The organism is Cupriavidus pinatubonensis (genome assembly GCF_019602855.1).
In the GTDB taxonomy this organism is placed as follows: domain Bacteria; phylum Pseudomonadota; class Gammaproteobacteria; order Burkholderiales; family Burkholderiaceae; genus Cupriavidus; species Cupriavidus pinatubonensis.
On the sequence record NZ_CP080767.1, the window covers coordinates 1,083,910 to 1,107,118 of the forward strand.

The following is a 23,209-nucleotide window of genomic DNA, read 5'->3' on the forward strand; positions in this document are numbered from 1 at the left end:
CCCGAAGCGATCATGACCCAGGCTCGTACCAAAAAGAATCCTCCGCTGCGCGTCGGCGTCGGCGGACCTGTCGGCTCCGGCAAGACCACTCTGCTGGAAATGCTGTGCAAGGCGATGCGGGACCGCTATGACCTGGTCGCCATCACCAACGATATCTACACGAAGGAAGACCAGCGCCTGCTGACAATCTCCGGCGCGCTGCCTGCCGAGCGCATCATGGGTGTCGAGACGGGCGGTTGCCCACATACGGCGATTCGCGAAGATGCGTCGATCAACCTCGAGGCTGTCGAGCGCATGCTGGCGAAGTTTCCGGATGCGGACGTGGTCTTCATCGAATCCGGCGGTGACAATCTCGCCGCGACGTTCAGCCCGGAATTGTCCGACTTGACGATCTACGTGATCGACGTGGCCGGCGGCGAGAAGATCCCGCGCAAGGGCGGCCCGGGTATTACCAAGTCGGACCTGCTGGTGATCAACAAGACCGACCTGGCGCCGTATGTTGGCGCTTCACTCGAAGTGATGGAGAGCGATGCGCGCAAGATGCGCGGGGGGCGCCCGTTCGTGATGGGCAGCGTCAAGTCGGGGCAAGGCCTGGATGAGGTGATCCGCTTCATCGAGCAGCAGGGCATGCTGGGCGTCTGAGCGCTCGTCAGTCCAGCCGATAACTGCCCTTGCGCGCTAGCGCACGGACCATTGCGGCTACCAGGTCTACCTCGGCTTCACTGAGTTCGGCCATATGGCGCAGCGTCGCTTCGATGGCGGCGTTCTGCGCATTGCCGAACACGGAACGTGGTTCTTCGACGTGCAGGGCAGAGCTTCCCTGTATCTCAAAATCGAGCATCTCTGACGGTGGCACGCCGAGCGTATCGGCCAGCATGCAGATGTTGAGCAGCGCGAGGTTGCGCTTGCCGCGTTCGATGCCGCTAAGGTAAGAACGTGCCAGGCCGCTTTCCAGCGAGAGCGTTTCCTGCGACCAGCCACGTCGCTTGCGCAGGCGGGCAAGATGCAATCCGAATTCTCTGAGAGTGTGTTTGGTCATGGTCAGTGGGAAGTTATGCTCGGCCACAGGCTAGGAGTTTGACGCTGCAGCAACGACGCCTTATATTCGGACTCACCATCGGTGTCTGATCTGCAGTCTCAAGGGATGCGCCAGCAGAAGGCGCGCACCATGGCATGAACCGGGCGGCCTGATGGCCGTGCCAAACGGGGTACACGCAATGGAAAGCTCGCGTCGAATGCGCGGGTGTCGTTGCGTCTGAGGGGACCATCTTGTCTCCTTCGCTCTGTCAGGGGATTGCCATGCAGATCTACTCGCTGTTCGACGCGCCGATGCGTGCCTTCAGCCAAGGCCGCGCAACTGCCGCGGACCTTCATATCGGATTCCATTCCCACCTGTTGCCGCCCTGTGCGGGGCCGGGCGTGACATGCGACTACGTTTTCCTGCCGGCGGGCCAGACCCAGCAGGTCTTCGTGGCCGGACGCGGTGAATGGTGGGCATGCCTGCGCGGAGGCATCCGCATTGCCGCGCCGGGCCATGAGCCTGTGCTGATCGGAAGTGCCGACATGTTTGCGCCGGCGCCCGACTTACCCATGGAGGTACACGTCGCGCTGGACAGCATCCTGGTTCGTATTGCGCCGGATGATAGCCCTTCAACCGCCGATGCACGGCCAACTGAAGACACCTTGTTGCAAGGTGAGTCGCTGCGTTATTCGCTGGGATGTGTCGCCACGCTCGACAGTCAGGCCGGCCCGACCCTGGAAAACGATTGCAGCGAACAAATCGCGGCGCGCAGGCATGCGGGCTTCGCGCAGTTGCAGGCAGGGGAGTGCATGCTCGCCGATGGCCTGCGCTGGGCGCTATGCCATCGCGGCGCGCTGTGCCTGCGCTGGCGTCAGGGCGGGGAGAATTATCTAAATTTCGTTCAGCCGGGCACGCTGTTCGTGCCGGATTCGCATGAGTCTTACAGCGTGGAAGTCCTGCTGCCCGCAACTGGCCTGCTGTACTGCAGTGGTGACGCGGAGCGCGAGGCGCTAGATGGATTCCATGCCGTATGTCGATTGCCAGTCGGGCGCGGCGGCATCCTTGAAATGCCGCGCGCGCCGTACGGCGCGCAAGCGGAGTGCCTGCCGGCCTGAAGCAGGGCGCAATCAACCGGCGGCAATGCATGCCGCCGGCGTTCATCCGGCTTCAGTGACGCTTGTATTGCGTGGCGCCGAATAGAATTTCGCGAGCCTTGTCGTCCTGCAGGGGCTTGCGCGCGCTGGCCAGAACTTCGACGCCGCGCTTCACGGCCGGGCGTTCGGCGATGGTGTTGAACCAGCGCTTGAGGTTCGGATACTCGTCGAGTTCCACGCCCTGGTTCTGCCAGCTGCGCAGCCACGGGAACGTGGCGATATCGGCGATCGTGTACTGGTCGCCGGCCAGCCATTCATGCCGCGACAGCTGCGTGTCGATCACGCCGTACAGGCGCTTCGCTTCGTTGGTGTAGCGATTGACCGCATACTCGATTTTCTCGGGCGCGTAGATGCGGAAGTGGTGGGCCTGGCCAAGCATCGGGCCAACGCCGCCCATCTGGAACATCAGCCATTGCAGCGCCTCGTACTTGCCGCGCACGTCTTCCGGCAGGAACTTGCCGGTCTTGCCGGCCAGGTAAAGCAGGATGGCGCCGGATTCAAACAGCGAGATCGGCTCGCCGTCCGGACCGTCAGGGTCAACGATGGCCGGGATCTTGTTGTTCGGGCTGATCTTGAGGAACGCCTCGCTGAACTGGTCGCCCGCACCGATGTTGATCGGGTGGACCTTGTACTCGAGGCCGCACTCCTCGAGCATGATATGGACTTTGTGGCCGTTGGGCGTCGCCCAGCTATAGACATCGATCATCGCAAGAAGTCTCCTGACGGCGATATGGGGAAGGAGGGGCGGAAAAGGATCGATCGATTTAAGCACAGAAGAAAAAAACGCGCAGCGGGGCTGCGCGTTTCCATACTGCCGACGGGGTTGCCGGCGCGTGTGTCGGGCTGGACTCAGAAGCCGCGTGCCACGGGCATCTTCACGTCTTCCGGCTTCAGGCCCATGTGCTTGGCCAGTTCCAGCTTGGCGATGGCGTTGCGGTGCACCTCGTCCGGACCGTCGGCCAGGCGCAGCGTGCGCTGGTGCGCCCACCAGTTGGCCAGCGGGAAGTCGCTCGATACGCCGGCCGCGCCGTGCACCTGGATCGCCCAGTCGATCACCTTCAGGGCGACGTTCGGGGCCACTACCTTGATCATGGCGATCTCGGCCTTGGCGATCTTGTTGCCGACCGTGTCCATCATGTAGGCGGCCTTGAGCGTGAGCAGGCGGGCCATCTCGATTTCGCAGCGCGCTTCGGCAATGCGCTCCTGCGTGACGCCCTGGTTGGCGACTGGCTTGCCGAACGCCACCCGCGACAGTGCGCGCTTGCACAGCAGTTCCAGCGCGCGTTCGGCCACGCCGATGCTGCGCATGCAGTGGTGGATACGGCCCGGGCCGAGGCGACCCTGCGCGATCTCGAAGCCCCGGCCTTCGCCGAGCAGGATGTTCGAGACCGGCACGCGCACGTTCTTCAGCTCGATTTCCATATGGCCGTGCGGCGCGTCGTCATAACCGAACACCGGCAGGAAACGCTTGATGGTGATGCCCGGGGTGTCGGCCGGCACCACGATCATGGACTGCTGCTCGTGGCGGCCCGCGCTCGGATCGGTCTTGCCCATCACGATGTAGACCTTGCAGCGCGGATCGCCGGCGCCCGACGACCACCACTTGGTGCCGTTGACCACGTAATGGTCGCCATCACGCTCGATGCGGCATTCGATATTGGTGGCGTCCGACGAAGCCACGGCCGGCTCGGTCATCAGGAAGGCCGAGCGGATCTCGCCCGCAAGCAGCGGCTCGAGCCATTTGTCCTTCAGTTCTTCGGACGCGTAGCGCTCGAGCGTTTCCATGTTGCCGGTGTCGGGCGCGGCGCAGTTGAAGACTTCGGCCGACCAGGGCACCCGGCCCATGATTTCGCACAGCGTTGCGTATTCGAGGTTCGACAGGCCCTGCGGCGCGCGCGGCGAACGCGGCAGGAACAGGTTCCACAGGCCGGCTTCACGTGCCTTAGGCTTCAGTTCCTCGATCAGCTTGCTCGGCACCCACGCGTTACCAGCCTGGCGGTTGGCGTTGATCTCTTCGTAGAAGCGCTTTTCGTTCGGGTAGATGTACTGGTCGAAGAAGGCCAACAGCTTGGCCTGCATCTCCTTGACCTTGGGCGTGTATTCGAATTGCATGGGGTCTCCTCGCTACCAGGTAGTGGTGCGCCGGTGGCCCCGGCAGCACGGGTTGGTACGGACAGTACGCGGCATATGCCGATGGAAAGCACTCTATCCGAACCCTGGTAATAACAAAAATGAATTTTCTGGATTTGTCAGTATCAATGTCCTGCATTCCGTGCCAGAATGGGAGCCATGCAGCTATCCCGCATCGACCTCAATCTCTTCGTGGTGTTCGACGCTATCTATAGCGAAGGCAGCATCACCGCGGCGGCTCGTCAGCTCAACCTGACGCAGCCGGCGGTGAGTCACGCGCTGGGCCGCCTGCGCGGCCTGTTCGATGATCCGCTGTTCGAGCGGCGCGGGCAGGGCATGGCGCCCACGCCGCTGGCACGCTCGCTCGCATCGGAGGTCCGCTCGGCGCTGCAGTCCTTTGCGCGCACCCTGCAGGACACGCCGCACTTCGATCCGACCAACACTGTGCGCCGCTTCACCATTGGCATGCGCGACGCGCTGGAATCCACGCTGCTGCCGCCGCTGATGGCGCGCGTGACCTCGGTGGCGCCGCAGGTGGAGATTGCCGCGATCCGGTTCGACCGGCGCGAGATGGAATCTGAACTGCTGGCCGGCACGATCGATGCTGCCATCGATATCCTGCTGCCAGTGTCGCCGGCCATCCATCATGCCCAGTTCATGGCCGATCCGATGATCGTGCTGGCGCGCCGCGACCATCCGCTTGTAAAGAAAGAGCTGACGCTGGAACGCTACCTGGCTGCCGAGCACGTTCACGTGTCCTCGCGGCGCCGTGGTGCGGGGCTGGAGGATCAGGCGCTGCATCGCATGGGGCTGACGCGCCGGGTGCGGCTGCGCTGCCAGCACTATGCCGCGGCCTGCCGCGTGGTGAGCTGTACGGACCTGCTCGCAACGCTGCCGCTGCGTTATGCGCGCATCGCCAATGAACCTTATGCCAACCGCATCCTGTCGCTGCCGTTCAAGGTACCGTCGCTCGAGCTGCATTTGTACTGGCATGCAGGCGGCGAAAACGATGGCGCCAATCGCTGGCTGCGCGAGCAACTCATGGCGGTGATGTCCTCGCTCGGCGGCGGCGTGCCCGAAGCGCAGTCGGCGGTCTGACGTCGCCTGGTGCAGCGCGCGTGGGTCACACGTAAGCCATTGTTAGCGGGCTGGACGCTCGCTGACCGTCTCCCTACCATCACCGGGTCACATCTGCCCCCGGCGTCACCACGCAAGCCCGCGCCTGCGTTCCGGTGATGTCCTGCTGCGCCCGCAATGCCGGGCTGCCACGGGCAGTTTCTCCATCAGAACTACGACGATACAGATCGATGACCGGGAAACGCTTGCCTGCTGAAAACCCATTACATTCTCTGAGTTCGCGCACGGTGCCGCTGCGCTGGCGTACGCTGTGCGGCGTCGCCTTGCTGTCGGCGCTTGCCGCCTGTGGCGGCGGCGGTGATGGCGGCGGCGGCGGTACGGCCGCGAGCGGCACAGCCCAGCCATCGGGCCAGAGCAGTTCGACGCAGGCGGGGTCCTCGACGCCCGTAACGGCAGGTGGTTGCTACACGGTAAGCGGTTCGAAGCCTGCCGCGCCAGCCGGTGGCGGCATCGCTCTGCTGCCCGCGCGTGGCAGCGCCGTGAGCAACTATCGCGTGCTCGACGACGCGCGCAGCGCAGGCCTGTGCTATGCCAACTACCGGCGCGAACAGGTTGGCCTGCCACCGCTCGTGGCGCGTGATGCGCTCAACAATGTGGCGCAGAACCACACGGCGTACATGCTCGCCAACCAGACGCTCACGCACGACGAAGTCTCGGGCAAGGCCGGCTACACCGGCGCCACGCCTGACGCGCGTATCCAGGCCGCGTACCCGACCAACGCCGACGCGGAAGTCGTCGCGGGAGCGAACAAGTGGACGTCGGTGGCCAACGCCCAGCTATCGCTGTCGCCGAAGGACTCGCTGGTGTCCGACCTCATCAACGCGCCATTCCATCGTGCTTCGCTGCTGGGCAGCTACGCGTCCGCAGGCAGCGGCTATGCGGAAAGCGTGGGTCCGAACGGCACCGGCACCGCGGCGTACTACTACCAGACCGTCGATCTGGCTGATGCGTCGCAGGGCGGCACGGACAACCAGATGGTCGCATATCCGTTCGACGGGCAGGCCGACGTGCCGGCAAGCTGGATCAATTCGGAAAGCCCCAATCCGGCGCCGGGCTATGAGAACAAGACCATGGGCTATCCGGTATCGCTGCAGGCGATCAACATCTCGCTGCAATTCGATGCGGACAGCTTCACGATCACCGACGCGCAGGGCCGCAATGTCGACTGCCTGAAGGTCGACAGCCGCTCGTCCGGCCTTTCCGGTGCGGCGCGCGGCCTCGCGATCTGCACGCCGCTCGCGCCACTGGCAAGCGGCCAGCGCTACAGCGTCGCCGTCAGCGGCAAGCTGGGCGGGCAGGCGGTCAACCTGAACTGGTCGTTTACCACGCGCTGAGCCTTTTCCGTCACCCGGCCTGCGTATCGTGCACACCGGGTGAGCTTGTCGGGCTTTGTCTGACACCGCCGTGCGTCTGCGGCCACTACAATCGGCAGATCGTTCGTGGCGGAGATATCGCATGGCTCACCTGCTTGCATCCCGATTGGCGTGGCGCGGTTCGATCATTGTGACGTTCACGGCGCTGATGGCCGGGTGCGGCACGCAAAGCGGGGCACCTGCGGCGCCTGCCGCTACTGCCGCGCCCGCGGCACCTCCGCCTCCCGCCACGGCAACGCTGCCACCTGCACCTGAAATTGCGTCGGGTTACCGCACCGACATGTCGACGGTGTACGCCGAGAAATACATGGCAGCGGCAGCCAATCCTCTGGCCACCGAAGCCGGGCGCGACGTACTGCGCCAGGGCGGCTCGGCAATCGATGCCGCCATCGCCATGCAGGCGGTATTGACACTGGTGGAACCACAGGCCTCGGGTGTCGGTGGCGGCGCATTCATCATGTACTGGGACGGCAAGCGCGTGCAGGCCTTCGACGGCCGCGAGACCGCACCGGCCGGCGCCACGGAAAACCTCTTCCTCCGCCCCGACGGCAAGCCGATGGAATTCAGCGAGGCGCAGATCGGCGGGCGCTCGGTGGGCACGCCCGGGGTGCTGCGCGCGCTTGAAATGGCGCACCGCGAGCATGGCAAGCTCAAGTGGTCGCAACTGTTCCAGCGCGCGATCTCGCTTGCGGAGAAGGGATTCCCGATCTCTCCACGGCTTTACGCGCAGGTGGCGAGCGACAAGTTCATGTCGAACTCTCCTGAGATGTCCGCGTATTTCCTCGACGCCCAGGGCAAGCCCAAGCCGGCCGGTACCATCCTGAAGAACCCGCAACTCGCGCAGACGCTGCGCGCGATTGCCGCTAATGGTCCCAACGCGCTGTACACCGGACCGATCGCGCGCGACATCGTCACCAAGGTCAACGGAAGCCTCAATCCGGGCAGCCTGTCCACGCGCGACCTCGTGAACTACCGGGCCAAATTGCGTGTTCCGGTCTGTACCGACTACAAGCGCTGGAAGATCTGCGGCATGCCACCGCCGTCGTCGGGCGGGATCGCGCTGGCGCAGATTCTTGGCACGCTGCAGGCGCTGGAAACGCGTAACCCGAAGTACGCGCTCGCCGCACTCAAGCCATCCGCGGTCAGCACGCCCGCTGTCTTGGAAGCCAATCCCGATGCCGTCCACGCCATCGCCGAAGCCGATCGCCTGGCCTACGCCGACCGTGGCCTCTACGTGGCGGATTCGGACTTCGTGCAAGTCGATATCGCGGGCATGGTCAATCCGGCCTACCTGGAGCAGCGCGCGTCGCTGATCAGTGACAAGAGCATGGGGAAGGCCCAGCCCGGCGTGCCGCCAGGCACCTCGGTGGCCTTCGCGCCGGACCGCTCGCCGCCGCGCATCTCAACGTCGCAGATCGTCGCGGTGGACAGCCGCGGCGGTGCCATTTCCATGACGACGACGGTCGAGTCCTACTTCGGCTCGCACATCATGGTGCGCGGCTTCATGCTCAACAACCAGCTCACGGACTTCTCCTTCCTGCCGAGCGAAAACGGCAAGCCCGTGGCCAACCGCGTCGAGCCGGGCAAGCGCCCGCGTTCGTCGATGGCGCCGACGCTCGTGTTCGACCGGGAGAGCGGCAAATTCCTGGGCACGGTGGGATCGCCGGGCGGCTCGCAGATCATCGAGTACGTTTCCAAGACGCTGGTTGGACTGCTCGACTGGAATATGGACGTGCAGGCGGCCATCGGCATGGCCAACTTTGGTAGCCGCAACGGGCCGACCGAGCTGGAGAAGGGTTTGGTTACGCCGGCTTTGGCCGATGCGCTGAAGCAGCGCGGCCATCAGGTGGCGGAGATCGAGATGACGAGCGGCACGCAGGCCATCATGCGGCGTCAGCGGGCCGATGGGCGGCTGGTATGGGCGGGTGGGGCCGATCCGCGGCGGGAAGGCGTGGCGATGGGGGACTGAGCGCCGGAAACCAGAAGAGGGCGGGATTCGAAGTCCCGCCCTTTTGTTTTCTATCGGACTTTCTTCAACAATTACCGCCGTCAGGCGTCCAGCTTCACCCCAGCGGCCTTGACCACCTTGGCCCAGCGAGTTTCCTCGGTCTGGTAAAAGCGCGTGGTTTCAGCCGGAGTCATGGTCACGACTTCTGCCCCCTGACCGGCGAGCTGCGCCCGGATATCCGGCGAGCGGATGATGCGGACCAGTTCGGCATTGACGCGCGCAATGATCGCGTCGGGCATCGATGCCGGCGCCATCACGCCTTGCCAGGTGCCCGATTCGAAGCCCGGCACGCCCTGTTCCGCGATCGTCGGCGTCTGGCCCACCAGCGGCATGCGGGTGCGCTTGGACACCGCGATCAGCTTGAGCTTGCCGGCCTGCACCTGCGGAAGCGTGGCCAGCATCCCGTTCATCAGCACCTGCGCGGTGCCGCCCACGGTGTCGGCAATCGCCTGTGAGCCTCCCTTGTACGGCACGTACTGCCACTTGGCCCCGGTAGCCTGGGCTACGGCCACGCCGGCCAGGTGCGGCGCACTGCCAATGGCGGTCACGGCGAAATTCAGTTGCGATTTCTGCGACAGGTCCACAAGTTCCTTGAGATTCGAGACCTTGACCGACGGATGCACAACCAGCAGGTGCGGCGAGTAGGCGAGCATCGCCACGCCTTTCAGGTCCTTGCCGGGGTTGAACGTCAGCTTGGTGTACACCGATGGGCTGATTGCCAACGCGCCGACGTCGCACAGCAGCAGCGTGTGGTTATCCGAGCCGGCCTGCGCCGCCATAGCCGCGCCGATGTTGCCGTTGGCGCCGGGACGGTTGTCCACCACGATCGGTTGGCCGAGCGCCTCGCCGAGTTGCTTGCTGATCATCCGCGCGATGATGTCCGACGATCCGCCGGCAGGGTAGGGGACGATCAGCCGGATCGGGCGGTTCGGCCAGGCGTCGGCGGCCTGGGCCAGACGCGGCAGCGCCGCCGAGGCGCCGCCCAGGGTGCCGAGCGCGGCCAGGCTGGATGCCTGCTGGAGGAACGTGCGGCGAGAGGTCATACAATGTCTCCTGAAATCGCTTAATTATCAGTCGTCATACAACATGGGTTGCATAGTAGACGGCTTTGCGCGAATCCGACATCGGGAAAATACTGAGATTCGGCCATAACCCTATACGTTGGCGGGTTTACAGGCCGGAAACGCAACAGCGCGCCGGAGCGCGCTGTTGTCTGATGACATGACTGTCGTCAGGCGGGTTTGCCGCCGTTGGTGGCTTTTCGCTTACTGCTTGGCTTTTTTCGCGTATTCCCAGCCCATCTCGGCCATCGGGCGAGCCCGCTTGCCGGCGTCGAGCGCCTGCGCGGACGACGCAGTACCGTCCACCACGCGCTTCATGATGCCCTGCAGGATGCCGGCGATGCGGAACATGCTGAAAGCCAGGTAAAAATTCCAGTCGCCGGTGATAGGGCGGCCCGTGCGCTGCTCGTACAGCTTGCGGTAGCTGGCCTCGTCGGGGATGCCGAGCGCGGCATGGTCCAGGCCCGCGATGCCGCGGAACTGTCCCGGCGCGATGTGCCAGCTCATGCAGTGGTAGCCGAAGTCTCCCATCGGATGGCCGAGCGTCGACAGCTCCCAGTCCAGCACGGCCAGCACGCGCGGCTCGGTCGGGTGGAACATCAGGTTGTCGAGGCGGTAGTCGCCGTGGACGATGCTGGTCAGGTCGGCGTCTTCCTGCGGGATATGCTGCGGCAGCCAGTCCATCAGCGAATCCATGGCGGGGATCGATTCGGTTTCCGACAGCTTGTACTGCTTGGTCCAGCGTTCGATCTGGCGCTGGAAGTAGTTGCCGGGCTTGCCGTAGTCGCCAAGGCCGATGGCCTGGTAGTCGACGGTATGCATGGCCGCGATCACGCGGTTCATCTCGTCATAAATGGCGGTGCGCTCGGCCGGGCTCATGCCGGGCAGCGACTGGTCCCACAGCACACGGCCGCTGACGAACTCCATGATGTAGAACGCGCGGCCGATCACCGATTCGTCTTCGCACAGCGCGTACATCTTTGCCACGGGCACGTCCGTGCCGGCGAGCGCGTCCATCACGCGGTATTCGCGTTCGATAGCGTGCGCGGACGGCAGCAGCTTGCTCTTGGGGCCCGGCTTGGCGCGCATCACGTAGGTCTGGCCAGGCGTGACGAGCTTGAACGTCGGGTTGGACTGGCCGCCCTTGAACTGCTCCACGCTCAGCGGGCCGGCAAAGCCTTCCACATGCTGGCGCATCCAGGCTTCCAAAGCCTCGGTGTCGAAACGCTGCTGGTCCGCCACGGGGCGCGTGCCCTCGAAGTGCGATACGTTGCTGCTCATGCTGTCTCCGGTGGTTTTCTGTCGGTATCGGTGATGAAGAATGGTGTGCCCGCGGTTGGATCAGGTAGCGGGCGGCCGTCCGCGCAGGTACTGGTGCAGCAGGACTTCCATCGTCGTGTGGCGAGAGCCGCTGTGCACGGGCGTCGGTGGCGAATAGTTGGTCATGCGCACGACCCAGTCGAGCGGATCGTCGCCCATGTCGAGCACGTTGATGCAGCCCGCGGTCTGCAGCAGCGAGCCAAAGAACACGCGCCGGCCGCAGGTGATGGCCTGTGAAAGGATCACGCGGTTCGTGGCGCCGTGCAAGACCAGCAGTGCCGTGTCCCAGCCTGGATCATCGCGCAGCCGTTGCAGTGCCGGCAGTACGCGGTCAAGAAAGTGGCCGATGGTCTCGCCGTTCAGAAAGCGCTTGTCTTCCGACACTTCGCCTTCGAACGCGCCGACAAAGGCATCGCGCAGGTCTTCGGTGGCAATCGCCGACAGGTCGCCGCCGCGGATTTCGCGGAAGTCGGGCCAGACCTCGGGCGATATGTCCTGCATGTGGGGCAGTTCGGCGAGCACAAGCTCGGCGGTCTGCACGGTGCGGGGCAGGCCGCTGACGATGACGCGGTCGAAGCGGATGTTCTCGGCTGCAAACGCCCGCCCTGCGGCCGTGGCTTGCATGCGGCCGGTCTCGTTGAGCGGGACCATCTCGGGCAGCGCCGGGCGCCCGCCTTCATCGAAGTACGAAACGGCGCCATGGCGCATCAGGTAGATGCGGCGGCGTGAGGACGGCGGCAATTCCATGCTTGTCTCCCTCATTGATGTCAGCAGGCCCGTCTTGCGCGGGCTTCTGCGGCGGCACGCTACCGCGCCGCCATGATTCAACGCAATGTTCAGCGGTAGCGCGGCTTGCGCTTTTCCAGGAAGGCGCTGATGCCTTCGCCGCCGTCCGGGTGGTGCAGCGCGGCCACGAAGTTGTCGCGCTCGGCCACGAGGTGCTCGCTCAGCGAAGCCGTGGCCGCATGGTTGATCAGGCCCTTGATGCGGCCGACCGCATGCGGGGACTGTTCGGCGATGGCCTCGGCCAGGCGCAACGCTTCGGTCAGCGCTTGGCCCGGTGGCACCACACGGTTGACCAGCCCGAACTGCGCGAGCCTGGCGCCATCCACGGGCTTGCCTTCCATCATCAGTTCGCTGGCCAGCGCGCGCGGCAGCGCGCGCGCCAGTTCGTACGAACCGCCGCCGTCGGGCGTCAGTCCGACCTTGACGTAGGCCATGACGAACTTGGCATCGCTCGCGGCCACGACAAAATCGCACGCCAGCACGACCGAGAAACCGGCCCCCGCCGCCGCGCCTTCGACTGCCGCGATGACAGGCTTGGGGAACGCGTGCAGCGTTTCGATCCAGTGGTTCAGCGTTTCGATGCTTTGGGCCTGCACTTCGCGCGGCTTCGAGCGGTTGCCGAGCAGCCGGTTCAGGTTGCCGCCGGCGCAGAAGATGCCATCGGCACCGGTGATGATCACGGCGCGCACCGAATCATCGCCGGCGGCGGCGTTCAGCGCCTCGAAAGAGGCGGCGTAGATATCCGGATGCAGCGCATTGCGTGCCTCCGGGTTCGAGATGGTCAGCACCAGCGTCGAATCAACGCGGGACGTAAGCAACTGTGCGGTCATGGACGGCCTCGGGATATTGCGGGGGCAGGGGAGCCAGGCTCCTCAGTTCTCTTCGGTCAGCAGCGACAGGCCGAGACCGGCACGGCGCCACAGCCACGGGCTCGGGCGGTAGCGCATGTCGCCGGTCAGGGCTTCCATATTGCGCAGCGTTTCCAGCACCAGTTGCGGGCCGACGGCGTCTCCAAGCGCCAGCGGACCCTTCGGGTAGCCGAGGCCGAGGTTCACGGCCAGGTCGATGTCGGCCGGCGAGGCAATGCGCTGCTGCGCGATGTCGCTGGCGATGTTGATGATGCAGCAGAGCACGCGCTGGGCCACGAAGCCGGCCGAATCGCGGATCACCGTGACCGGCACGCCGTCGTTCGCGAACAGGCCGTGCGCGGCGTTGCGTGCGGCAGCGCTTGTGGCGGGTGTGGTCATCAGCGTGCGGCGCTTGGTGGCTTCGAACGGCAGCAGCGTGTCGATGGCCACCGTGCGCGAGGCATCCAGACCCTGCTGGAGCGCGGTAGTCGTGGCGTCGAGGCCCAGCGGCGTGACGACGATCAGTGCATCGGCTGATGGCTGTTCACCGCTCTCGGGCGTCACGCCCATCGCGCCGAGCAGCTTCGTGACCATCGCATGGCCACGCTCGCTCGCGCGGCTGACCCACACGCTGGCCGGACGCGCCGACGGGACGGCGGCAACGGCCGGGACCTGCTTCTGGCCGTCCACGTAGCGATAGAAGCCGGCGCCAGCCTTGCGGCCGACCAGTCCGCCCACCGAGCGGATTGCCGTAATCGGCGACGGACGGTAGCGCGGCTCCTGATAGAACTGGTTGTAGATCGATTCCATGACCGGGTGCGACACATCGAGTCCGGTCAGGTCCATCAGCTCGAACGGCCCCATGCGGAAGCCGGCCTGCTCGCGCATGATGTTGTCGATATCGACAAATTCGGCCACCCCTTCCTGCGCGACCTTGATGCCTTCGATATTCATGCCACGGCCGGCGTGGTTGACGATAAAGCCCGGCATGTCCTTGCATCGCACCGGCGTATGGCCCATGCGGCGCGACAGCGCCATCAGCGCATCGCCCACGGCCGGATTGCCCGACAGGCCGTCGATGACCTCGACCACCTTCATCAGCGGCACCGGATTGAAGAAGTGGTAGCCGACGACGCGGCCCGGTTCCTTCGCACCGACCGCAATCGCGGTGATCGACAGCGACGAGGTGTTCGACGCGATGATCGCGTCGGGGCGCAGCACGGCCTCCAGCTTGGCGACGAGATCGCGCTTCACGTCGAGCCGCTCGACGATCGCCTCCACCACCATGTCGCAGCGGGACAGGTCTTCGAGCGCGCCGCACGGCTTCACGCGAGCCAGCGTGGCATCGGCATCGGCCGCCGAGATCTTGCCTTTTTCAGCGAGCTTGCCAAGCGTATCCTGCAGATACTTGCGCGCGGCTTCCACGGCTTGCGGGTTGGCGTCGTACAGGTTGACGGTCAGGCCAGCCTGCGCCGCGATCTGGGCGATACCGCGGCCCATGGCGCCCGTTCCCACGATGCCGAGCGTCTCGATGGTGAAAGTGCTCATTTTTTGTCCCTGAAGTTGTGGTTAAATTAGCACGATCGTACGTTTTTTGCATCTTTCCGGAAATGGCCGGAAGGCAGGCGGCGTGCGCTGATCGGCCAGTCCGGCGGCACCAGAAGACCGGGATGGTTCACAATCGCTACGGGCTTGCGCCCGCAAGCGTGGATTCCAACAGGAGAGAGACGACATGCTGAAACTGTGCGGATTTGCCGCCAGCAACTACTACAACAAGGTCAAGCTGGCACTGCTGGAAAAGAATGTGCCGTTCGAGGAGGTGCTGGCCTGGATCGGCGAGACCGACACGACCGCCACGCCAGCCGGCAAGGTGCCCTACATGATCACCGAATCGGGTTCGTTGTGCGAGTCGGAAGTCATCAACGAATACCTGGAAGCCGCTTATCCGCAGACGCCGCTGCTGCCGCGCGATCCGATGCAGGCCGGCAAGGTACGCGAAATCGTCACATTCCTGGAGTTGTACCTCGAACTGACCGCGCGCGAGCTGTACCCGGAGGCGTTCTTCGGCGGCAAGGTCAGCGACAACGTGAAGGAGCGCCAGCTCAAGCTGCTGTCGCGCTATGTTCCCGCGTTCGCGAAGCTCGCGAAGTTCTCGCCGTATGTGGCGGGCGATACCTTCACGCTGGCCGACTGTGCAGCCGCCGTCCACCTGCCACTGGTGTCGTCGTGCACAAAGATCATCTACGGCAAGGACCTGCTGGCCGACCTGCCAGTCAAGGAATACCTGAAGACGCTGTCGGAGCGCCCGTCGGTGCAGAAGGTCAATGCCGACCGCAAGGCGAACACCGAGCTGATGCTGAGCCGGAACAAGTAAGCGCCGGCCTGCATGGGTACTGCGCCTGCAGCAAAACGCCCGCGGTACACACATGCCGCGGGCGTTCTCGTATTGGCGGGACCGATTTCAGAGCTTTGCCAGCCGCTCCAATGCCAGCGACAGCGTTTCTTCCTTCTTGGCGAAGCAGAATCGCACCACGCCCGATTCGCGCGGCTGCGTATAGAAGGCCGAGACCGGGATCGCCGCCACGCCGATCTCTCGCGTCAGCCACATCGAAAACTCGGCCTCGCTCAGGTCGGAAATCGCGGAGTAGTCCACGCATTGGAAATACGTGCCCTCGGACGGCAGCAGCTTGAAACGCGTATTGGCCAACCCGGCGCGGAAATAGTCGCGCTTGGCCTGGTAGAACGCGGAGAGTTCCAGATACGGCGCGGGATCGGCCATGTAGTCGGCCAGGCCATGCTGTACGGGCGTATTCACGGTGAACACGTTGAACTGGTGCACCTTGCGGAATTCCGCCGATAGCGCCGCCGGCGCCGCCACATAACCGACCTTCCAGCCCGTCACGTGGTAGGTCTTGCCGAAGCTCGAAATCACGAAGCTGCGCCGCGCAAGTTCCGGATGGCGTGACACCGATGCGTGTGGCTCTCTGTCGTAGACCATGTGCTCGTAGACCTCGTCCGACAGCAGCAGGATGTCGGTGCCGGCCAGCAGTTGGGCCAGCTTGTCCACGTCGGCGGCACGCCAGATCGTCCCGGTCGGGTTGTGCGGCGTGTTGATGAGGATCATCCGCGTACGCGGCGTGATGGCAGCAGCGAGGCGGTCGAACGGCACGCGGAAATCGGGCGCCTCCAGCGTGACCGGCACAGCGGTCGCGCCGGCCAGTTCGATCGCCGGCAGGTAGCTGTCGTAGCACGGTTCCAGCACGATCACCTCGTCGCCGGGATGCACGGCGCACAGGATCGCGGTCAGGATGCCCTGCGTGGCGCCGGCCGTGACGGTGATCTCGCTTTCCCAGCTATAGCGATGGCCGTACAGCGTGGCGATCTTGTCGGCGATTGCCTGGCGCAGGCGCGGCACGCCGGCCATCGGCGGGTACTGGTTGTGACCCGTGCGCATGGCATGGGTCACGGCATCGACGATGCGCGGATCGCAATCGAAGTCGGGAAAGCCCTGTCCGAGGTTGACGGCGTTCTTTTCGGCTGCCAGTGCGGACATCACGGTGAAGATCGTGGTGCCGACGGATGGCAGGCGCGACACGGGCGGAGTCAGCGGGGCGAGGGTGGAGTCTGCGGACATGGCTGCGACGTTGTAGGACGAGAGCGAAAATCGGCTTGCCGGAGCGGCAACAGCGGCAATTCTAAAGCGATTCGAGGCATCAGGCGGCGGCCGCCAGGGCAACCAGCCACTGGCCGAACGCGGGCGGTGTCATCACTTCCACGCCGCTGGAGCGGCGCAAGCGGCTCCTGAGCTTGAGCACGGCCTTGTCCTTCGACACCAGGCACGCGGCACGCGAGAAGTGCGCAAGCTCGACGAACTTCTGGTCGTCCGTGTCCTTGCAGCGCGGCAGGCGGATGGCGTCGGCGTCTTCCTGCGAGGGCAGCGGCTCCAACGTGCTGAAGCGGTCCACGGTGGCCAGTGCCGCGTCGATATCGACGGCAAAACGTGCAAATTGCGGATAGGCGAGCACGCGGCGCAGTTCTTCGCGGCAGTCGGCGCGGATCACTGGCGCGAAGGTGCCGGCTTCGAGCGCTTCGAGGATCGGTCGGGTGTGCGGATCGCCGAACACCAGCAGGTCGACCCAGATATTGGAGTCCAGTACAACGCGCGGAGGGTTACTGGCGGCAGATGTGATGCCGGCGAGGCTGGGCGCTGAAGCGTCGCCGGATGTCGGGTTGGTCATTCGCTACAATCTTGGCTTTGTGTTTCCCGCAATTTTGCCATGCTCATCGTCCTGTCTCCCGCGAAGTCCCTGGACTACGAGACACCCGCGCGCACCAAGACCCATACGCTGCCCCGTTTTATCGAACGTTCGGCGGTGCTGATCGATCGCCTGCGCAAGCTCGCGCCGCAGGATGTCGGCGCGCTGATGGACATCTCCGACAAGCTCGCGGTGCTCAACGTTACGCGCTATGCGGAGTGGTCGGAGACCTTCACCGCCGCCAACAGCAAGCAGGCGGTGCTGGCCTTCAACGGCGACGTCTACGACGGCTTCGATGCAAAGAGCCTGTCGGCCGATGACCTTGGCTTTGCGCAGACGCATGTGCGCATCCTGTCCGGCCTGTACGGCGTGCTGCGCCCGATGGACTGGATGCAGCCTTACCGCCTGGAGATGGGCACGCGCCTCGATAACGTCGCGGGCAAGGATCTCTACGCGTTCTGGGGCGACGACGTGACCCGGCTGCTCAACGACGACTTGGCCGGGCTCAAGCACGAAGGCGCGCCGACGCTTGTCAATCTCGCCTCGGAAGAGTATTTCAAGGTGGTGCGCCCCAAGGTGCTGAACGCGCGCATCATCACGCCGGTGTTCGAGGACTGGAAGGGCTGCCGCTACAAAATCATCTCGTTCCATGCCAAGCGCGCACGTGGCACCATGGCACGCTATGCGGTCACGCATCGCGTGACGGAGCCTGCTGCGCTCAAGCGCTTTGCCGAAGACGGCTACGCCTTCGATGCCGCTGCTTCCGACGACGGCCGCTGGGTGTTCCGCCGCCGCCTCGAAGACTGAACCCTGCCACGGAGCTGCCCGACATGACTTCAGGCCTGCATATTTCCACCAGTTTCGATTCGGGCGCGATCGAGGTCGAAGCGCTCGACCATGCCGACGATATCCGCGTGCGTATCCGTGCCGATTCGCACGCGGACTTCCGCCAGTGGTTTCATTTCCGCCTGCAGGGCGCGGCGGGGCAGGCGTGCCGGCTGCAGTTCCTCAACGCGGGGGACTGCACGTATCCGGACGGCTGGCGAGACTATCGCGCGGTGGCCTCGTACGATCGCGCGAACTGGTTCCGCGTGCCGACGCGCTTTGACGGGCAGGTGCTGACCGTTGAGTTCACGCCGCAACATGACAGCGTCTGGTTCGCATACTTCGAGCCCTATCCCGAAGAGCGCCACCTGTCGTTGCTGGCAACGTGCCAGCGCTCGCCGCTCGCAAAGCTTTCGCATCTGGGAAGTACAGTCGACGGCCGCGACATGACCCGCGTGACGGTGGGCCAGCCCGGTCCCGGCAAGAAGACCATCTGGATGATTGCGCGCCAGCACCCCGGCGAAAGCATGGCCGAATGGTTCTGCGAAGGCGTGCTCCAGCGCCTGACCGGCACCGGCATGTGGGCGCACGATCCGGTCGCGCGCAAGCTGCTGGAAAGCGCCGTGTTCCATATTGTGCCCAACATGAACCCGGACGGCTCGGCCCGCGGCAACCTGCGCACCAACGCCGCGGGCGCCAACCTGAACCGCGAGTGGATGACGCCGAGCCCGGAAACGAGCCCGGAAGTCTGGCACGTGCGCCGCGCGATCGAGGCGACGGGCTGCGACCTGTTTTTCGACATCCACGGCGACGAGGGCCTGCCCTACAACTTCGTCGCCGGGAGCGAGATGCTGCCGAGCTTTTCCGAGAAGCAGCGGGAGGAGCAGACACGCTTTATCGAGGCCTTCAAGCGCGTCACGCCGGACTTCCAGGACGTGCATGGCTATGCCGCGAGCAAGTACAACGCCGACGCGCTCAAGCTCGCGTCGAAGTACATCGGCCACACGTTTGGCTGCCTGTCTCTGACGCTGGAAATGCCGTTCAAGGACAACGCCGACCTGCCCGATGCCACGGTGGGCTGGAACGGCGCGCGCAGCGCGTTGCTGGGCACGGCGATGCTGGAGGCGATCCTGAATTTTCTCGGCTAAGCCCGACCGCAGTAAGCAACTCAAGCCTGCCGGCAAGGCGGGCCTTTTTACATGGGACTGCCCCGACGCTTACTGCTTCTTCTTGCTCTTGCTCGACGACTTGGACGACGACGAGGACGATGCCTTGGCCGAAGACTTACCCGACGTACTGCTCTTGGACGAAGCCGTAGACGTGCTCTTGGACTTGCTGCCCTTCGCCCCTTTCTTGCTGCCCTTGCTGGACGAGGCGTGACTGGATGTCGCGACAGCGGGGGCTGCCGCCGGTTCCGCGATAGCCGTGCCGCTGCTGTCGAGCAACTCGTATGCGAGCATCATGCCGTCGTCGTAGCCGCAGCGCACCTTGACGGGCTGCCATTGTTCCTCGCCACGGCGCTTGTGAGCCATCGCGGAGAATGTCACCACCGAACTCACCGGCACGGATTGCTTGCCCTGCGAGAAGCGGCCGCTCCACGGTTCCACCATGGCCTGGCCGGCGCCAAGCGCGCCGGTGGGGATCTTGAGCGCGTCGTAGGTGGCCGAGCGGGGCAGGACCCAGCTCGCGTGGGCTGCGCAGTCGGCGACGTCGCTCGTAGCGCCCTCGGATTTCATCAGCTGATCGCGCATCTTGGCGCGGTACTCGGCAAGGCTGACGCGGCCGCGGTCGGGCAGGGTGATGGTCTTGGTCGGTTCCGGCGCGGGCGTTGCCGGGGCTGCGGGCGCGGGGCGTACAGGGGCGGCAGGGGTCGCGGACTGGCTGGCGGCATCGGTGCCATCAGCCGGCGTATTGGCGCAGCCCGCCAGCACCAACGCACCGGTTACTGCGGCGGCCAGCATGCTGAGGCGGCTGCCGATCAGTCGGGAGAGTCGTCGGATCACGGTGTCTGTCTTGCCATTCTGGCAAGCGTGGGTTCGCAAAGGATTGCCATGATAGAGGAAACCTATCTTGCAAAGTTCCTAAACTTTGTTACCCATTCTTTTTGCGCACGAATGATCGGCGGGCATTAACAGAAAGCCTGTGTGTTGTGCAACCGAGATGAACCCGGATGCAGCGCGCTGCATCCGGGATAGCTTCTGCCGCGGCTCAACGCAGCGCGCGAGCGGGCATGGAACGCGTGAACTTCAGCAGTTCATCGAGCAGCGTGTTGAGGTCGTGCCGCAGCTTGGCAAAGCCGGCCGTGTGGGTCAGGCCAGCTTCGTCCATGTAGAGCTTGCGGTTGATCTCGAGCTGCAGGCTGTGGCGGCCGGTCTGCGGCTGGCCGACGACGCGCACGATTTCGACGCCCTTGTACGGGTGGTTGCGCCAGACGTCATAGCCCATGTCCTTGAGCACGCCTTCGACACGGTCGGTGAAGCGCTTGTCGCACGTCGTGCCGTCGCGGTCTCCCACCACGAAATCCGGGTGTTGGATCCCCGGGAATTCCGTCGCGTACTGCGCTGCCTGGCTCGGCATCGAATGGCAGTTGATGTGCCAGGCCGCGCCATGTTCGGCCACGGCGCGATCGGCGAGCTTCTGCAACTGCGCGTAGTAAGGCAGGTAGCAGCGCTCGATGCGCGACTGCACTTCCTCCACGCTCAGCTTGCGGTCGTAGATCGCTTCGCCGGTGTCGAGCACGCGCCAGACCAGGCCCTTGCCCAGGCGGGTCTTGGCGGTATCCTGCTTAGCGCCGGGCCACGGCGCGTCGAGCAGTGCCTCGTCGATTTCCTCGAGCCCGCGGTTGGCATCCAGGTAGCTGCGCGGAAAGCCCGCGCACAGTAGCGGAATGCCACGCGACGGGGCGCCTGCGTAGAGTTCGTCGACAAAGGTGTCTTCGGCCTGCCGCAGCAGCGGCAAGGGTAGCGTGGCGGCGGGGCGGAAGTCCGTCGGATAGACAGTCGCGCTGTGCGGCGAGTCAAGGAACAGTGCGCTCACCGGGCCTTCCGGCAGGTAAAGCTGGTACGGACTGTCCGCGCTCTTTCGGTCTGCTTCGGTCATGGTGCTGCGGCAATCAGTCGAGGGAGATCTTGGCTGCGGCGGCGACGCGCTTGTTCTTGGCCACTTCGCTCTTGATCTGCGCGGCAAACTGCGCAGGCGTGTTGCCCACCGGCGTGGCGCCCAGCTTTTCAAGTTTAGCCTTCACCTCGGGCAACGCCAGCACCTTGATGGCCGCGGCATTCAGCTTGTTCTGCAGGTCGGCGGGAAGATTCGCCGGGGCGATCAGGCCGAACCATGCGGAGTCGTTGACTTCGGGCAGGCCCAGTTCGGCGAACGTCGGCACGTTGGGCAGTGCGGCAACGCGCTTGGGCGCGGCCACGGCCAGCGCGCGCAGCTTGCCACCTTCAATGAACGGCAGCGACGACGGCAGGTTGTCGAACAGCACCTGGACCTGGCCGGCCAGCGCGTCGTTCAGCGCCGGTCCCACGCCCTTGTACGGCACATGCAGCAGTTCGGTCTTGCTGCTCATCTTGAACAGCTCGCCCATCATGTGCGACACGCTGCCATTGCCAGCCGAACCGTACGCGAGCTTGTTGGGCTGCGAATGCGCCAGCGCGATGAACGATTTCATGTCGGTAGCCTTCACCGACGGGTGGATGCTCATCACATTGGGCACCGAGGCCAGGTTCGTGATGGTCGTGAAGTCCTTGGTGGCGTCATACGACAGGCGGGGGTACACGGCAGGGTTGATGCCGTGCGTCGAAGCCGTGGCAATACCGAGCGTGTAGCCATCCGGCGCAGCCTTGGCCAGGTAGGCGGTGCCGATGCTGCCGCCCGCGCCGCCACGGTTGTCCACCACCACGGCCTGGCCGAGTTGCTGGCCGAGCTTGTCGGCGACAATGCGCGCCACGATATCGGTCGTGCCGCCGGCAGGGAACGGCACCACCAGCGTGATCGGCTTGGTCGGGTAGTTGGACTGGGCGGCGGCAGGCAGCGCGGCGCCTGCGGCAATGGCAGCCGAGGCTGCGGCGAGAACGCGGAGGAGTTGTCGACGTTGCATGATTTTTGCGGAGCAGGAGGGATCGGAATGGAGAGAAAAGCGGTTTCTCCGATTCTGCTCGCGCCGGCAAGATGCCCGCAAACGAAATAAAATCGCACGGTCATTCCATTTGGTTGTGAAGTTGAGGTGATGTATGCGGCGCATGATGCCGTCGATGACCGAATTGCAGGCGTTTGAAGCGTCGGCCAGGCACAGCAGCTTTACCGCGGCCGCGCGGGCGCTGCATGTGACGCAGGGGGCGGTGAGCAAGCAGGTGCGCAGCCTGGAGTCTCTTCTCGGCGTAGAGTTGTTCGAACGCGTGCGCCAGCGGCTAATACTGACGCCGGCCGGCGTGCGCTATCTGGAACGAGTCCGGCCCACGCTCGACGAGATCGAGGCGGCCACGGTAGAAGCGGCGGGACGAGAACAACAGGCGGGGACGCTGCATATCGCGAGCATGCCGACGCTCGGCGCCAAATGGCTGATCCCGCGCTTGCCCCAGTTCTTTGCGCGGCATCCCGAAGTCCGGCTCGAGTTTGTCCCGCACGCGCAGGGCTATGTTTTTGCCGAGCCCGAACTGGACGCGGCGATTCGCTTTGGCGTGGGCGTCTGGCCCGGGAGTCTGGCCGACTACATGATCGGCCGCGAAATCGTGCCCGTGTGCCGGCCGGCTTTGGTGGCCGCCCATCCGGGCGGCGTGGTCGGCGCGCCCGCAGAGCTGCAGCAATATCCATTGCTGCACCACACGACAGTGCCGGAAGCCTGGCCCGACTGGTTCGCTGAACTTGGCGTGCCGACGCGCGATGCCTGGGCCGGGGCGCGTTTCGACCAGTTTTCGCTGCTCACGCAAGCGGCGCTATCGGGTCTTGGCATTGCGCTGATTCCGCGTTGCCTGATCGAGGAAGAGCTGGCCAACGGCGCACTGGTGGTCGCGCATCCGGCGCGCGTGCTCAGCAACAAGGGCTATTACCTGTGCTACCCCGAGCACAAGCAACATCTGCCTGCCTTGCAGACTTTCCGTGCCTGGCTGATGGAGGGTACCGACACGCGCGGCTGACTTTGTTGCCTCGCGGCAGCAACAGACAGGGTTTGCCGCCATGTTGCGCGCCTGAGCCGTCGCGGACACTGCCCCGCAAAAGAACAGAGGCGGGGTCAATCCATGGATCGAAGGCAATTTGTGTGGACGACGACAGCCATTGGCGGGGCGGCCGC

The 23,209-nt window shown here is 64.8% G+C and carries 22 protein-coding genes; 9 read left to right on the forward strand and 13 right to left on the reverse strand.

The window, feature by feature from the left end; all coding sequences use genetic code 11:
• The first annotated feature begins 12 nt into the window (after positions 1 to 12).
• Positions 13 to 642: an urease accessory protein UreG gene (gene ureG / locus K2O51_RS17490; protein WP_011297181.1), complete on the forward strand. Its 630-nt coding sequence runs from the start codon at positions 13 to 15 to the stop codon at positions 640 to 642.
• A 7-nt stretch (positions 643 to 649) separates the two neighbouring features.
• Here ureG and K2O51_RS17495 read toward each other — a convergent pair whose 3' ends face one another.
• Positions 650 to 1,039 (reverse strand): helix-turn-helix domain-containing protein, encoded by a 390-nt coding sequence (locus K2O51_RS17495; protein WP_011297182.1) that lies wholly within the window; start codon positions 1,037 to 1,039, stop codon positions 650 to 652.
• A gap of 551 nt (positions 1,040 to 1,590) precedes the next feature.
• On the opposite strand from K2O51_RS17495, the gene K2O51_RS17500 reads away from it, so the two are divergent.
• The gene (locus K2O51_RS17500; RefSeq protein WP_220631436.1) at positions 1,591 to 2,136 is read left to right on the forward strand and encodes a hypothetical protein; all 546 of its coding nucleotides are present in this window, start codon (positions 1,591 to 1,593) and stop codon (positions 2,134 to 2,136) included.
• Between the two features lie 52 nt (positions 2,137 to 2,188).
• Here K2O51_RS17500 and K2O51_RS17505 read toward each other — a convergent pair whose 3' ends face one another.
• Both K2O51_RS17505 and K2O51_RS17510 read right to left on the reverse strand, forming a co-directional pair.
• The gene (locus K2O51_RS17505) at positions 2,189 to 2,881 is read right to left on the reverse strand and encodes a glutathione binding-like protein (RefSeq protein ID WP_140950800.1); all 693 of its coding nucleotides are present in this window, start codon (positions 2,879 to 2,881) and stop codon (positions 2,189 to 2,191) included.
• Between the two features lie 143 nt (positions 2,882 to 3,024).
• Entirely contained in the window at positions 3,025 to 4,287 is a 1,263-nt protein-coding gene (locus K2O51_RS17510; RefSeq protein WP_220631437.1) for an acyl-CoA dehydrogenase family protein, read from the reverse strand.
• A 177-nt stretch (positions 4,288 to 4,464) separates the two neighbouring features.
• On the opposite strand from K2O51_RS17510, the gene K2O51_RS17515 reads away from it, so the two are divergent.
• The 3 genes from K2O51_RS17515 to ggt all read left to right on the forward strand — a co-directional run bounded on the left by K2O51_RS17515 (position 4,465) and on the right by ggt (position 8,784).
• A complete protein-coding gene (locus K2O51_RS17515; protein WP_041679860.1) occupies positions 4,465 to 5,403 on the forward strand; it encodes a LysR family transcriptional regulator in 939 nt (312 codons plus the stop codon).
• 209 nt (positions 5,404 to 5,612) lie between these two features.
• Positions 5,613 to 6,776, forward strand: a complete 1,164-nt coding sequence (locus K2O51_RS17520) for a CAP domain-containing protein (protein ID WP_220631438.1) — start codon at positions 5,613 to 5,615, stop codon at positions 6,774 to 6,776.
• A gap of 121 nt (positions 6,777 to 6,897) precedes the next feature.
• Positions 6,898 to 8,784 (forward strand): gamma-glutamyltransferase, encoded by a 1,887-nt coding sequence (gene ggt, locus K2O51_RS17525; RefSeq protein WP_220631439.1) that lies wholly within the window; start codon positions 6,898 to 6,900, stop codon positions 8,782 to 8,784.
• An 80-nt stretch (positions 8,785 to 8,864) separates the two neighbouring features.
• Here ggt and K2O51_RS17530 read toward each other — a convergent pair whose 3' ends face one another.
• The 5 genes from K2O51_RS17530 to K2O51_RS17550 all read right to left on the reverse strand — a co-directional run bounded on the left by K2O51_RS17530 (position 8,865) and on the right by K2O51_RS17550 (position 14,386).
• On the reverse strand, positions 8,865 to 9,866 hold the full coding sequence (locus K2O51_RS17530; protein WP_011297189.1) for a Bug family tripartite tricarboxylate transporter substrate binding protein: 1,002 nt from the start codon (positions 9,864 to 9,866) through the stop codon (positions 8,865 to 8,867).
• 222 nt (positions 9,867 to 10,088) lie between these two features.
• Positions 10,089 to 11,165: a phosphotransferase gene (locus tag K2O51_RS17535; RefSeq protein WP_011297190.1), complete on the reverse strand. Its 1,077-nt coding sequence runs from the start codon at positions 11,163 to 11,165 to the stop codon at positions 10,089 to 10,091.
• A 60-nt stretch (positions 11,166 to 11,225) separates the two neighbouring features.
• Complete coding sequence (locus tag K2O51_RS17540; RefSeq protein WP_220631440.1) at positions 11,226 to 11,951, reverse strand: histidine phosphatase family protein; 726 nt, start codon at positions 11,949 to 11,951, stop codon at positions 11,226 to 11,228.
• An 89-nt stretch (positions 11,952 to 12,040) separates the two neighbouring features.
• Positions 12,041 to 12,820: an oxepin-CoA hydrolase, alternative type gene (locus K2O51_RS17545; RefSeq protein ID WP_011297192.1), complete on the reverse strand. Its 780-nt coding sequence runs from the start codon at positions 12,818 to 12,820 to the stop codon at positions 12,041 to 12,043.
• A gap of 42 nt (positions 12,821 to 12,862) precedes the next feature.
• Positions 12,863 to 14,386, reverse strand: a complete 1,524-nt coding sequence (locus K2O51_RS17550; protein ID WP_220631441.1) for a 3-hydroxyacyl-CoA dehydrogenase — start codon at positions 14,384 to 14,386, stop codon at positions 12,863 to 12,865.
• Positions 14,387 to 14,570: 184 nt separating this feature from the next.
• Here K2O51_RS17550 and K2O51_RS17555 point away from each other — a divergent pair, with 184 nt between their 5' ends.
• The gene (locus K2O51_RS17555; protein WP_011297194.1) at positions 14,571 to 15,212 is read left to right on the forward strand and encodes a glutathione S-transferase; all 642 of its coding nucleotides are present in this window, start codon (positions 14,571 to 14,573) and stop codon (positions 15,210 to 15,212) included.
• A gap of 87 nt (positions 15,213 to 15,299) precedes the next feature.
• Here the strand turns inward: K2O51_RS17555 and K2O51_RS17560 are convergent, their stop codons facing one another.
• Together K2O51_RS17560 and K2O51_RS17565 are read right to left on the reverse strand one after the other, a co-directional pair.
• Positions 15,300 to 16,472, reverse strand: coding sequence for a pyridoxal phosphate-dependent aminotransferase (locus K2O51_RS17560; RefSeq protein WP_220631442.1), 1,173 nt, complete (start codon positions 16,470 to 16,472; stop codon positions 15,300 to 15,302).
• A gap of 79 nt (positions 16,473 to 16,551) precedes the next feature.
• Positions 16,552 to 17,076, reverse strand: a complete 525-nt coding sequence (locus tag K2O51_RS17565) for a putative toxin-antitoxin system toxin component, PIN family (protein ID WP_140950147.1) — start codon at positions 17,074 to 17,076, stop codon at positions 16,552 to 16,554.
• A 39-nt stretch (positions 17,077 to 17,115) separates the two neighbouring features.
• Between K2O51_RS17565 and yaaA the strand changes: the two genes are divergently transcribed.
• Positions 17,116 to 17,901, forward strand: coding sequence for a peroxide stress protein YaaA (yaaA, locus tag K2O51_RS17570; protein ID WP_220631443.1), 786 nt, complete (start codon positions 17,116 to 17,118; stop codon positions 17,899 to 17,901).
• Positions 17,902 to 17,924: 23 nt separating this feature from the next.
• Positions 17,925 to 19,067: a M14 family metallopeptidase gene (locus K2O51_RS17575; RefSeq protein ID WP_220631444.1), complete on the forward strand. Its 1,143-nt coding sequence runs from the start codon at positions 17,925 to 17,927 to the stop codon at positions 19,065 to 19,067.
• 69 nt (positions 19,068 to 19,136) lie between these two features.
• On the opposite strand, the gene K2O51_RS17580 is transcribed toward K2O51_RS17575, so the two are convergent.
• From K2O51_RS17580 to K2O51_RS17590, 3 genes are all read right to left on the reverse strand, one after another.
• A complete protein-coding gene (locus K2O51_RS17580) occupies positions 19,137 to 19,922 on the reverse strand; it encodes a BspC domain-containing protein (RefSeq protein ID WP_368013928.1) in 786 nt (261 codons plus the stop codon).
• Positions 19,923 to 20,127: 205 nt separating this feature from the next.
• On the reverse strand, positions 20,128 to 21,018 hold the full coding sequence (locus tag K2O51_RS17585) for an N-formylglutamate amidohydrolase (protein WP_011297200.1): 891 nt from the start codon (positions 21,016 to 21,018) through the stop codon (positions 20,128 to 20,130).
• Between the two features lie 13 nt (positions 21,019 to 21,031).
• A complete protein-coding gene (locus K2O51_RS17590; RefSeq protein ID WP_011297201.1) occupies positions 21,032 to 22,018 on the reverse strand; it encodes a tripartite tricarboxylate transporter substrate binding protein BugE in 987 nt (328 codons plus the stop codon).
• 133 nt (positions 22,019 to 22,151) lie between these two features.
• Between K2O51_RS17590 and K2O51_RS17595 the strand changes: the two genes are divergently transcribed.
• On the forward strand, positions 22,152 to 23,054 hold the full coding sequence (locus K2O51_RS17595; RefSeq protein WP_140950143.1) for a LysR family transcriptional regulator: 903 nt from the start codon (positions 22,152 to 22,154) through the stop codon (positions 23,052 to 23,054).
• Positions 23,055 to 23,209: the final 155 nt, after the last annotated feature.